This window comes from Thermodesulfomicrobium sp. WS, from assembly GCF_027925145.1.
GTDB lineage: Bacteria > Desulfobacterota > Desulfovibrionia > Desulfovibrionales > Desulfomicrobiaceae > Thermodesulfomicrobium.
On the sequence record NZ_AP027130.1, the window covers coordinates 1,727,592 to 1,740,026 of the forward strand.

9 protein-coding genes are annotated in these 12,435 nt (G+C 65.1%); 3 read left to right on the plus strand and 6 right to left on the minus strand.

All coding sequences use genetic code 11. The annotated features are described in order from the left end of the window. Positions 1 to 25 precede the first annotated feature (25 nt). From QMF81_RS08310 to QMF81_RS08320, 3 genes are read right to left on the minus strand one after another with little or no spacing between them, the layout of a single operon-like run. On the minus strand, positions 26 to 1,372 hold the full coding sequence (locus QMF81_RS08310; RefSeq protein WP_281750343.1) for a sigma-54 dependent transcriptional regulator: 1,347 nt from the start codon (positions 1,370 to 1,372) through the stop codon (positions 26 to 28). Further along, entirely contained in the window at positions 1,369 to 3,579 is a 2,211-nt protein-coding gene (locus tag QMF81_RS08315; protein ID WP_281750344.1) for an ATP-binding protein, read from the minus strand. The genes QMF81_RS08310 and QMF81_RS08315 overlap by 4 nt, the downstream gene beginning before the upstream one ends. A gap of 5 nt (positions 3,580 to 3,584) precedes the next feature. Beyond that, entirely contained in the window at positions 3,585 to 4,136 is a 552-nt protein-coding gene (locus tag QMF81_RS08320) for a DUF4390 domain-containing protein (protein ID WP_281750345.1), read from the minus strand. Between the two features lie 122 nt (positions 4,137 to 4,258). Between QMF81_RS08320 and sucD the strand changes: the two genes are divergently transcribed. From sucD to QMF81_RS08335, 3 genes are read left to right on the plus strand one after another with little or no spacing between them, the layout of a single operon-like run. Beyond that, positions 4,259 to 6,328: a succinate--CoA ligase subunit alpha gene (gene sucD / locus QMF81_RS08325; protein WP_281750346.1), complete on the plus strand. Its 2,070-nt coding sequence runs from the start codon at positions 4,259 to 4,261 to the stop codon at positions 6,326 to 6,328. A gap of 60 nt (positions 6,329 to 6,388) precedes the next feature. Continuing rightward, positions 6,389 to 7,753, plus strand: coding sequence for a Trk system potassium transporter TrkA (gene trkA / locus QMF81_RS08330; RefSeq protein WP_281750347.1), 1,365 nt, complete (start codon positions 6,389 to 6,391; stop codon positions 7,751 to 7,753). Then, positions 7,750 to 9,198, plus strand: coding sequence for a TrkH family potassium uptake protein (locus QMF81_RS08335; protein ID WP_281750348.1), 1,449 nt, complete (start codon positions 7,750 to 7,752; stop codon positions 9,196 to 9,198). The genes trkA and QMF81_RS08335 overlap by 4 nt, the downstream gene beginning before the upstream one ends. Here the strand turns inward: QMF81_RS08335 and QMF81_RS08340 are convergent. Genes QMF81_RS08340 through QMF81_RS08350 form a run of 3 tightly spaced genes read right to left on the minus strand, consistent with a single transcriptional unit; the run spans position 9,195 to position 12,417 of the window. Further along, on the minus strand, positions 9,195 to 10,634 hold the full coding sequence (locus QMF81_RS08340; protein WP_281750349.1) for a glycosyltransferase family 39 protein: 1,440 nt from the start codon (positions 10,632 to 10,634) through the stop codon (positions 9,195 to 9,197). The two genes, QMF81_RS08335 and QMF81_RS08340, sit on opposite strands and share 4 nt — an antisense overlap. Beyond that, positions 10,631 to 11,947, minus strand: coding sequence for a TRAP transporter large permease (locus tag QMF81_RS08345; protein WP_281750350.1), 1,317 nt, complete (start codon positions 11,945 to 11,947; stop codon positions 10,631 to 10,633). The genes QMF81_RS08340 and QMF81_RS08345 overlap by 4 nt, the downstream gene beginning before the upstream one ends. Next, entirely contained in the window at positions 11,944 to 12,417 is a 474-nt protein-coding gene (locus tag QMF81_RS08350; RefSeq protein ID WP_281750351.1) for a TRAP transporter small permease, read from the minus strand. Before QMF81_RS08350 ends, QMF81_RS08345 begins: the two co-directional genes overlap by 4 nt. Between the last annotated feature and the right edge of the window lie 18 nt (positions 12,418 to 12,435).

The following is a 12,435-nucleotide window of genomic DNA, read 5'->3' on the forward strand; positions in this document are numbered from 1 at the left end:
CTCCGCTGAAAACCATACCAGGCACTCACGCAATGCCATACGTCTTGAGTTTTCGATACAAATACGTCCGCTCAAGCCCAATGGCCTCTGCCATGTGGGTCATGTTCGCCCCAAACCGCGCATAAGCGGCGCGCAGATACTGCTCTTCGAAACGGGAGCGCGCCTCTTTGAAAGGGAGGGACGAAAGGTCCTCCGCGGCCGCCGCGCTGCATGTCTGCCGGTACTCGGGCGGGAGCATGGCCTTGGTGATGGTCTGACCAGGATACAGGATGCAAAGCCGCTCCACCATGTTTTTGAGCTCCCGCACATTGCCCGGCCACGCATAGACCATCAAGGCCTCCACCGCATCGGGCGCAAAGGCGATGGTCCCCCCACGCTGGCGCCCCAAGTCTTCGACAAAATGCGTGAGCAGCAGCGGGATATCCTCGGTGCGCTGGCGCAGCGGCGCAAGAGAGAGCGGAAAGACATTGAGCCGGTAGAACAAATCACTGCGAAAACGCCCCTGCGCCATCTCCAGCTGCAAGTCTTTGTTGGTGGCCGCGATGACGCGCACATCCACTTCCACGGTTTTGGATCCCCCCACCCGTTCCAGGCGCCGCTCCTGCAGCACCCGTAAGACCTTGGCCTGTGTTTTGAGACTCATGTCACCAATTTCGTCCAGGAACAAGGTCCCTTTGTCCGCCAGCTCGAACTTGCCGCGCCGCGCCTTGTCCGCGCCGGTGAAGGCCCCCTTCTCGTGCCCGAAGAGTTCGGATTCGATGAGCTCTTCGGGGATGGCGGCGCAATTGACGCACACCATGGGCCGCTGGCTGCGATGGCTCAAGGCGTGGATGCTCCGCGCCGCTACTTCCTTGCCGGTGCCGTTTTCCCCACAAAGGAGCACCGTGGCATCGGTGGGTGCTACCTGCGCGATGAGCGTCCGCAGCTCCACCATGGCCGGGGAAACACCGATGAGCTGCGGCTCCTCTTCCCGAAAACGCCGCAGTTCCCGGTTTTCCCGCTTGAGCCGCGCCACCTCCAAGGCTTTGGCCGTGGCCATGAGCACGGCATCCAGGGACAATGGCTTCTCGATGAAGTCAAACGCCCCCATTTTCATGGCACGCACCGCGCTCTCCACATTGCCATGGCCGGAAATGACCACCACCGGCGCATCACACCCTTTGGCCTTGAGGGCGGCCAGGGTCTCCATGCCGTCCATGCCCGGCATCCAGATATCGAGAAAGATGAGGTCCACGTCCTCGGCCAGGGCGGTGGCGAGCCCCTCTTCGCCCGAGGCGGCCTCCAGGACTCCGTGCCCCTCGTCCTCGAGGATCCCCCGCAGAGACAAGCGGACATCGGTTTCGTCGTCGATGATGAGAATCGTGGCACTCATGCTCTGCCTCCGGCGCGCCGCACTGCTGGAAGCTCCACGGTGAAAATCGTCCCCCGGGGCCGGGCCGGCCGCACCGAGACGCGGCCATGGTGCTCCGTCACCAGGGATTTGACAATGGCCAGCCCCAGTCCTGTTCCTCCGCGCTTGGTGGAATAATACGGCTCGAACACCCGTTCCTGCTCGCCCGGGTCGATGCCTGGACCATTATCCGCCACGTCCACGCATACCCGTTGCCGGGCCGCATAGATGCGCACCTGCACCTGGGGGGCCTCGGTCTCGGACAGGGCCTCTGCCGCATTGAGCACCAGATTGAAGAACACCCGGCGCAAGGCTTCGGGGTCCCCCAAAACGGGACGCACCGGCGCAGCCACACATTGCCAGTGGATATGCGGGTGACTGCCCCGAAAGACCTCCACGGTCTCCTGCACGACGGGGGGAAGATCCATTTCCTGGATCCGGATCTCCGGCAGTTTTGCAAAGGCGGAAAACTCCGTCACCATGGCCTGCAAGGCCTCCACCTGACGCACGATAAGCCCCGTGCACTGAGAAAACACCTCGGGATCCCCTACCTCATGGCCGAATTTTCGCTCCAAGCGCTGTGCCGAAAGCTTGATGGGGGTCAAGGGGTTTTTGATCTCATGGGCAATGCGTCGGGCCACTTCCTTCCAGGCATCGAGGCGCTGCATCTTCTCCAGTTCCGAAATGTCCTCAAACACCACCACCACCCCACCGTCCCCACCGTGGGCATCCATGATGGACACCGCAGTGACCAAAAGACGCAGGGGCCCCATTGGGGTGCGAACCTCCATGCGGCGCTGCCACTGCGACCCCAACGAGCCGCGCAGCACCCGCCGGGCCTCCTCAATGGCTTCGCGCTGCTCTTCGCCCAACACTTCGAGCACCGAGGCCCCGCGGGCGCTCTCGGCGTCCCGCCCGAGGATACGCTCGGCCGCAGGGTTCAGCGTCACCACCCGCCCCTGGCTATCCAAAGAGACCACCCCGGCGGTCACGTTGTCGAGGATGGCCTGGACGTAGCGGTTCTGTGCCTCCAAGGCCATGTACTGCCGGGCGAGCTGCTCGTTGGCAGCGCTCACCCGGGCGTGGCTCGCCTCCAGGTCCTCGGCCATGCGGTTGAAGGAACGCACCAAAAGCCCGAGCTCATCCCGGGAGTCGTCCTCAATGCGCACCGAGAGATCCCCCTGGGCGATGCGTTCCGTAGCTTGGGCCAAGGCCTGCACCGGAGCGGAGATCTCCCGCGCCAGGCGAAAGCCAAACCAGAGCGCCCCCAGGAGCACCAAAAGACTCATGAGGGCGAGGACCAAATACAGGGTAATCTTCAAGGGATACTTCAAGTTTTGGAGCTGCCGGTATTCCCCCACCCCTTGGCCCACTTGATCCAATCGGGCCATGAGCCCTGGCTCCACGCTGATCCCCAGTACCAAAAATCCATCCCGGCCGCCTGGACGCGCAGAGACCCCAGCGAGCACGTCGGCGTGCTTTCCTCGCTTGGTCCCCACCCACAGATGTCCCGGCTCCAGCTCCGCCCACGGCACTTCCGGCTCCAGCTCCGCCCAGCGCTTGCCCCATTCCGGGGCGGCAATCCATACCTGCCGGGACCGATCCGAGCCCAACATTCCGCAGAGCGAAAGTCCATATTCTTCGCGTTTGCGCGCAAGCCACTCCTCCAAGGCCCGACCGTCGCGGCGATGGGCCTGCAGTTCCTGGGCCAGGAAGGCGGCCTGGCGCTCCAATTGGGCGCGCATCTGGGAGTAGGCGGTCTGGCCCACGCTCAAGGCCTGTTCCATGGAGGTCTCCACCTGGGCCCGAAACCAATAGTCAATGGAGGTCTGCACAAAGCGCACGGACAAAAGGAACATGACCAGGGTGGGGACAAAGGAGAGGAGCATGAACACCCCCACCAACTTGGCCCGAAGCCCAGAGCCCAGAACCCGGCGGCGACGCTCGAGCAGGAGTTTCACCACATTGCGGCCCACCACGAAAAGGACCACGATGAGGAGGATCAAATTGATGTTGAAGAGGGCGAGAAAGAGATAGGAATTGACACCAAGGAAACGCAATTCGGCCCAGGTGAGGGCCACCACCACCACCACAGCGGCAATCACCAAGACCATCTCACGCCGCCGCTTGCTGCGCTCCTTGGAATCGAGACGCGGGATGCGGTGCGGACGACGAAGCAGGGCTGCCATAAGGATCAATAATCAAAGGTCACATCATAGCGCGTGCGCGGGACCAAGTCCCAATCCAGAAAAAAGAGCGGGACCGTCAACCACACCGGCATGTCCGAACGCACCACCCGAAAATCCACCTGAACGACGTACTGCTGCTGGCGCAAGGAAGGATCGAAGGGACCGAGCAGGAGATCCCGGTGGCGCCACAGGCGCAGCAAGGCGCGCCCCAGTTCCGCACAGGCAAAGGCATGGGTCTGGTTGGCCTCGGTCACCACGCATTCCTGGCGCACGGGGTCGGCCTGCACGCGGGCCCGGTACTGGGCGCTGCCCACTTCCTGGTTCCACAGCCCAAGGCGCCGCCGGCTGGCGGTGGCGTCCACCCGGACTTCCACGGCCTCGCCGCGCTTGAGCAGGTCCCACAAGGGCGCGGCGTCCACCACGTCCACATCAAAGCCGAGATGCAGCCCCCGCGTGTCCGCAGACACTCCAAGATTGCGCAACTCCAAGGGAGCAGCAGCGGCTCCCATGCAGGAGAGCACCATCAGCGACGATACCAAAGCCACCATCAAAGGCATAGCGAAGACTGCCTCGGGGAGTTTCTTTTTGGATCAAGGCCATGTATGGGCCGGGGCCGACACCCCGAGGCGATATGCCATGGCCTCAATTTTGACAACCAAAGGCAAGAAGCGGAGTCCCCATGCGTTTCGACGAACACACCAGCAAAGTCCTCTTGGAACAGATCGGTATCCCCGTGCCTCCCGGTCTGCTCGCCCCGGAACGCGGGCCGATCACGGCCCCTTTTCCCTTGCCCTGGGTGCTCAAGGCCCAAGTCCTCACCGGCGGCCGTGGCAAGGCAGGCGGTATCCGTATCGTCCAGAGTAGGGAAGAAGCCGAAGCGGCGCGGGGCGCCATCCTGGAGTGCACCATTGGCGGCAAAAGGCCCACGGCCATCCGGGTGGAGCCCTGCCTCAAGGTGGAACGGGAGATGTACCTCTCGTTCACGGTGCACCGGGCAAGCGCCCGGCTTGTGGCCACCGCTGGACGCCACGGCGGGATCGAAGTGGAGTCCGCGCCCAAGGACTCCCTGCGCGTCGAGCCTTTTTCCGCGGCCTTGGGGCTGGAAGAATACCACATCCGCAACCTCTTTTTCCATCTGGACCTCCCCATGGCGCTGCTGCGCCCCTTTGCCGAGCTCGTGTGCGCCCTGGCCCGCCTCTTTCTCGAAGAGCGGCTGCTGGTGCTGGAGATCAACCCGCTGGCCGTCACCGCCGAAGGCAGCCTCGTCGCCCTGGACGCCAAGATCGAGGCCGACGACCACCGCGTAGCCCAATCCCCCCGGCTTGCGGCCCTCGTGGATCCCCGCCACGACGATCCCGTGGAGGTCCGGGCCAGACAAGCAGGCCTCAGCTTCCATAAACTCCAAGGCCGGGTGGGGATGATGGTCAACGGTGCCGGGCTTGCCATGGCCACCATGGACCTCCTCCACGCCCACGGGATGCCGGCGGCGAACTTTCTCGATCTCGGCGGCGGGGCGGACGCCGCCGCCATGCGCCAGGCCCTCGACCTCCTTCTGGAAGATCCCCAGGTGGAAGCGGTGTGGATCAATATCTTCGGCGGCATCCTCTCCTGCGCTGACGTGGCCGGGGCGCTTCTGCGCGCGGTGAGCGAGGCTCCGCCGGTCAAGCCTGTGGTGGTGCGGCTCTCGGGTAACCGCGCCGAAGAGGGACTGCGCCTTCTCGGCGCGGCGCAGCTCTCCAACGTCCACCCGGTAGAGACCTTGGATGCGGCCATGGAAAAACTCCACGCCCTCACCGGGGTCCGCGCTCCGGCCCACGACCATGGCAGCCTCCCGCCCGCCCCGATGCGACGCACCCCACCCGTATCCCCCGCGCCCTTTCCCCTGGGCGCCGGCACCCGAGTGCTCGTCCAAGGCATCACCGGCAAACAGGGCCAGCTCCACACCCGACTCATGCAGGAGTACGGCACGCAGGTGGTGGCCGGGGTGACTCCGGGCAAAGGCGGCACCAGCGTGCTCGGCGTGCCGGTGTACCATACCGTGGAAGCGGCCTGCGCCCGGCATGCCATCGACGCCTCCATCCTCTTCGTGCCCGCGCCCCTGGCCCCGGACGCCATGCTCGAGGCCGCGGCCTGCGGCATCCCCTGGATCGTGTGCATCACCGACGGCATCCCGCAGCAGGACATGCTGCGCGTGCTGGAAAAAACCCGCTCCATGGGCTGCCGCATCATCGGGCCCAATTGCCCCGGGCTCATCGTCCCGGGGGGCACCAAGATCGGCATCATGCCCGCCGCCATCTTCCGCCCCGGCCCCATCGCCGTGCTCTCGCGCAGCGGCACCCTCACCTACGAGACCGTGGCCCGGCTCTCCGCCGCAGGTTTCGGCCAAAAGGTCTGCATCGGCGTGGGCGGGGACCCCTTCGTGGGTTCCAGCTTTACCGACCTCGCCCCGCTTGTGGTGGCAGACCCGGACGTGCAGGCCCTCGTGGTCCTCGGCGAGATCGGCGGCCGCGCCGAAGAAGATCTGGGAGCGTTCCTCCAGGAGGCTGGGATTGGCATTCCGCTGGTGGGGTTTATTGCCGGCAGGACCGCACCCCGGGGCAAGCGTCTGGGACACGCCGGCGCCATCCTCGAGGACACCGACCCCGGTGTGGAAGCGAAGATCACCCGCATGCACGAGAAGGGCTATGCCATGGCCCCCACCTTGGACCATATCCCTCAGCTGGTCGCCCGCCTGCTTGCCGCCTCTTGACCCAAGGCCAAGAGCACGGCACAGGCCGCGCCCCCAAACGATGCTTCGGGAGGAAAGTCCATGCGTATCCTCATCGTCGGTGCCGGCGAGGTCGGGTTTCAGACCGCCCAGCGCCTGGCCCAGGAAGACAAAGAAGTCGTGGTGGTGGACACCAACCCCGCGGCGCTCAAACGCTGCACGGAGCTCCTGGATGTCCAGGCCATGGAAGGTTCCGGCAGCGACCCGCACGTGCTGATGCACGCCGGCGTGCGCGAATCCCAGGTGCTGCTTGCGGTCACCGACAGCGACGAGACCAACCTCATCGCCTGCATGTTCGCCCACAGTCTGTCCCCGGGCATCCGCAAACTCGCCCGCATCCGCAACGAAACCTACACCTCGTTTGCGCCGGATTTTCTCCAGCGCACCCTGGGGCTCGATACCGTGGTCAACCCGGACGAAGAGGCCGTGCGCGCCATCGAGCGCCTCATGGCCGTGCCGGACGCCGAAGACGTCCTGGAGTTCGCCGGCGGCCGCCTCAAGGTCGTGGGCCTTCGGCTGCGGCCCGAGGCCGCGGTCACCGGACAGAACCTCGCCGAACTGCGCCAGCGCCCTGCCACCGCCCCCTTGGTGGTGGCGGCCATCTTTCGGGAGGAGCGCCTCATCGTGCCCTCTGGAGAAGACACCCTCCAGCCCGGAGACCTCGTCTACCTCGTGTGCCGGAATGCCGACCTTGCCGTCACCTTGAAGTCCTTCGGCTACCGGAGCCAACCTCCGGCATCGGCGCTCATCGTGGGCGGCGGCGACATCGGCCTGCGCCTGGCCCAACGCCTGGAACCCACTGCCATGCACGTGCGCCTGGTGGAGCGCGATCCCGCCCGCTGCGAATATCTTTCATCAGTCCTGCACCGCACGGTCATCCTCCACGGCGACGGTACGGACCAGGAGCTCCTCCAGGAAGAAAACGTGGGTGAGCTCGATCTGGTGGTGACGCTTACCGGTGACGAAGAGACCAATATCCTGTGCTCGCTTTTGGCCCGGCGCCTGGGCACCGACATGGTCATCACCCGCATCAGTAAATTCGCCTACATGCCCATTGTCCAGGCCATCGGCCTGGGACATGTGGTCAATCCGAGGCTTGCCGCCATCGATTCGGTGCTACGCCACATGCGCCACAGCAAGATCTTCTCCCTCTCCTCCCTCAAGACCGAAGACGTGGAGGTGCAGGAAATCGAGGTGGAAGACGGCGCGCCGGTGACCACCACGGCCCTGCGCCACCTGCTGCTTCCTCGCGGCGTCCTCGTACTCGCGGTGCTGCGCGGGGAAGAAGCCATCATCCCCCAAGGAGATACGATCCTCCGACCTGGAGATCACGCCGTGGTGCTGTGCCGACGGGAACGGATCGCAGCCATGGAAGCGGCCTTTGGCCCAGCGGGGCATCACGCATGATCCGCCTCAGTATCGTCTGCCGGATTTTGGGGGCGCTCATCCTCTGTGTGGGCGCGGCCATGCTCCCTGCCGCTGTCCTCGGGGCTGTGGAAGACGATCCTGGCGCCCATGCCCTCTTCACCGCCATGGCCGTGGCCGCACTCAGCGGCGGCGGACTCTTTGTCCCGTGGCGCGCCGCACGGCCCACGAACATCTCGCACCGCGAAGGCATGCTCATCGTCACTCTGGGCTGGGTGATCGTTGCCGCCCTTGGGGCCTTTCCCCTGTGGTATGGCGCCCAGCTCTCCTTCACGGACGCCTATTTCGAATCCATGTCCGGATTTACCACCACGGGCTCGTCCATCCTCACCGACATCGAGGCCCTGCCGCGCAGCCTGCTCCTTTGGCGCAGCACCACCCATTGGCTGGGCGGCATGGGGATCATCGTGCTGTCGCTCGCCATTCTCCCTTTTCTCGGGGTCGGCGGCATGCAGCTCTACAAGGCCGAAGTGCCCTCCCCAGTGCCGGACAAACTCCAGCCCCGCATCCGAGACACCGCCGCCAGTCTCTGGAAAGTGTACGTTGCCTTGAGTGGCATCGAAATCCTCCTCCTCATGCTCTGCGGCATGGGGGGCTTCGATGCCGTGTGCCACACCTTCGGCACCCTGGCCACGGGCGGCTTTTCCACCAAGAACACCTCGGTGGCCTACTACGCGAGCCCAGCCATCGACACCGTGATCACAATCTTCATGCTCGCCTCGGGGATCAACTTCGCCCTGTACTTTCAGACTATCCAGGGGCGCCCCCTGGCCCTGTGGCGCGACCCGGAATGCCGCTGCTTTCTGGGTATCGTCGCCCTGCTTACCGCCCTATGCACCTGGGACATCTGGAGGAGCGTGTACCCCTCCCTCTTGGAGAGTCTGCGCTACGCTGCATTTCAGGTGGTCTCCATCATCACCACCACCGGATTCGCCACCGCGGATTTCGAGTCCTGGCCGCCCCTTTCCCAAGCCCTGCTCGTCCTCTGCATGTTTTTCGGCGCCTCCACCGGCAGCACCGGCGGCGGCATCAAGACCATGCGCCTCATGCTCCTTGCCAAACAGAGTCTGCGCGAGCTCTTCCGCCTCATCCATCCGCGCAGTGTGGTGCAGATCAAGCTCGGAGGCAAACCCGTGCCCGCTGACGTGCAGGCCAGTGTGTGGGGATTTTTCACCCTCTATGCGCTGGTATTCGTGGCCGCGAGCCTTGTGCTCGCCCTCATGGGCCAGGACCTGGCCACGGCTTTTACCGCCGTGGCGGCCACCTTGGGGAACATCGGCCCAGGACTTGGCACCGTGGGGCCGGCAGAAAACTTCGCGCACCTGCCCATGGCCGCCAAGTGGCTGCTTTCGCTGTGCATGCTTCTCGGACGCCTGGAGATCTATACGGTCCTCGTCCTCCTCGTCCCCGAGTTCTGGCGGCACTAGCGCGCTTCGTTGCCCTGGAGCCGGCTCGAAGCGGCCATGACCACCCAGTCTGCCCACGACACGGTGTGCAGGTCCGCCGCCTGCAAGCGCGCCTGCACCACCGCGGCGCGCTTGCGCGCCACCACCGCCACACTGCCCGGAGCAAGCGGCCCCAGGGCATCGACTGCAACACGCTGCACCGGAATGCCGGCAGCATTGGCGTAGGCCTGCAAGCCGTAGAGTTCGTCTTCCTCTACGAAGAGCACCCTCTGGGGCGCACAGGACTGCACGACGCCGAAGAGCTGGCGCATGTTGGGGGTAAGCGGCACGTATGTCAGCACGAGACGGCCGGCGAGGACGAGGACCAGCACGCCTGCCAGCATCCCGGACACAGTTCTCCCGGATAGCGGGGCGCGCGTCAGGGGGCCGGCCAGCATCACGACCAGGGGGATGGAAAGGGGCAGGACATAGAGCGGCAAGCGGCTCTTGGCCACAAAGAAGATCCCGAGGGGGATGAGCACCCATAAGGCCAAAAAATCCCGGCCGGGCCGCGCTCCCTGCTGCCACCATTGCCGCAAGGGAAGACGCGCCGTCAGCATCCACGGCAACGGTCCTGCGGCCAGAAGCGGCAGATAGAGGACAAAAGGCTTCCACCACTGGGGGTTGCGGTGAAAAGTGTCCGAGGTAAGGCGCGCCACCACTTCCTGCCCCAACCAATAGGAGACCAACTCGGGATGCCGCAGGGCCTCGACAACGTACCAGCCAAGGCCCACCACCGCAAAAAGGCCGAGCCCAACCGCAGTGACCACAGGCCGATGGCGATGGCGCCACCAATGCCACGGGAGGATAGCCGCAAGCGGCACCAGGGCCGGCGGCCCCTTGGTGAGAAAGGCAAGGCCCCAGAAAAGCCCCATACCGGCAAGCCAGATGCGCGGCCGGGGCCGCTGCAGGCTCCCCAGATAGCAGGCCACAGCCAAGGTCTCCCACAGGGTCAGCAGTAAGTCGGTGGAAACAAAGGTGACTCCAAGCAGCGGCAAGAGCGAGGTCAAAGTCACCACCACCGCCCACCACGCCAACCGTGCATCCCCCCATTGACGGGCAAGGAGCACCACGGCCCCCACAAGGGCCAAAAACACCACCGCCTGGGCCAGGCGTGCGCCCTCCTCCACCTGGCCCACAGCAGCCATGCCCGCGGCCAGCACCCAATAGGTGAGCGGCGGTTTGGTCCAGTGCGGCTTTCCATCCAAGGTGGGCTCCAGCCACTGGCCGCTTTGCAGCATCTCCTGGGCGCACAGGACGTAGCGGCCTTCAGTGGTCTCCAAAAGCCCGCGGGAGAGGTTCGCCCCAAAAGCCAAGGTCACCGCCACCATTGCCACGGCCAGCCAGGCGGCCAGCGGGTGCTGCGCCAGCCACGGCTGCGCGGCGGCAGGGCTATCGCTCCAAGGCTTCGGCGTCATGGATGCAGCCATCGGGGAAGCACCAAGACGATTTCCGGCCACACGGTGATGAGCACGATCCCCACCAGCACCGCCACCAAAAACGGCACGATGCCGCGAAAGATGGCCTCCAGGGTGATGAGCTCGCGCATGCCGGTGATGACCCCATAGACCACGTACACGTTGATGCCCACCGGCGGGGTGATGACCCCCATCTCAGTCACCAGGACAATGAGCACCCCAAACCAGATGGGGTCATACCCCAAGCCCGTGACCACGGGGTAGAACACCGGGATGGTGAGCATGACCAGGGCAAGGGAGTCCATGAAGCAGCCGCCCACGAAATACACCGCCACGATGACCGCAAGGATCAGCACCGGCGGCAGGGCAAGGCCGCCAATCCAGCCCGCCACATCGAAAGGAATGCGGGTGACGGCCAAAAACTTGCCGAACACCGTGGCGCCGGCCACCAAAAAGAGCACCATGGTGGAGGTGCGCAGGGTTTCGTGCACGGATTTGAGGATCAAGGCCACGGTGAGCTGACGCTGGAGCACCCCGAGCACGAGCACCGCAAAGGCCCCTACGGCCGCAGCCTCGGTGGGCGTGAACCAGCCGCGGAAAAGCCCGGTCATGACCACGCCAAAGACCACCACGATGTCCACGAGCCCCCCGAGGGAGCGCAGCCGCTCGGCCCAAGAAGAGCGCTCTCCAGGCGGGCCCAAGGAAGGGTCGCGCCAGCACACCCAAGCGATGGCCACGAGGAAAAGCAGGGTAATGAGTATGGCCGGCAAGATCCCGGCCACGAAGAGCGCGCCGATGGACTGCTGGGTGAGCACGCCGTAGACGATCAGGACCACGCTCGGCGGCATGATCATGCCGAGCCCGCCGCCGGCAGCCACCGCACCGGCGGCCAGACGGTTGCGGTAGCCGAAGCGCTTCATCTCCGGGAAGGCCACCGTGGCCATGGTGGCCGCCGTGGCCGGACTCGATCCGCACACCGCGCCAAAAGCGGTGCAGGAGACCACCGTGGCCATGGCCAGTCCGCCGTGCACGTGTCCCAAAAAGCGGTAGGCGCAGGCAAAAAGACGCCGGCTGATCCCGGCGTTGAAGGCCAGTTGCCCCATGAGCACGAAAAGCGGCACCGTGGAGAGATCGTACGAAGCAAAGGTCGTGTAGAGGCTGCGGGCAAGCATGCCGAGGCTTGCCGAGGGCGAGATGAGCACCGCAAAGCCTGCGGTCCCCACCACAGTCATGGCAAAGGCCACGGGCATACGCGTGGCAAAGAGCACAAGCATCACCACGATGCCCACACATCCCGTCCATGCCGGGCTCATGCGTCCCTCCGGCGCAGCCAGGCGATGAACTCGAAAGCCATGAGGAGCGCGGTCAGCGCCAGACCTGCGGCAAGCAGCCCCACCACAGCGCCTTCCGGCCAGCCCAGGTTGAGCGAGACCTCGCTCGAACGCCATTTGGTCACGGCATAGGCGCCCACCGCCCAGGCCATGACCAGCCAGAGTCCCAACGAACCGAGATCACGGACAAATTTCAGGCGCCGCTGCCAGCGCGGCGGCAGGCGCCGTACCACGAGCTCCACGCCGATGTGGGCCCGGTGCTCCTGGCAATAGGGGAGACTCGCCGCCACCACGGCCACGCACAGAAAGGCCACCATCTCTTCCGCGCCAAAGAGCGGCACCCCTGCAAGCCGCCCCACCACACTCACCACGGTGACGGCCATCATCAGGAGCACCGCGGCCGTGGCCACAGCGCGGGTCAGGCGTATCACCATCTCCTGCACTCGCTGCATTGACTTGCATTCTCCCCA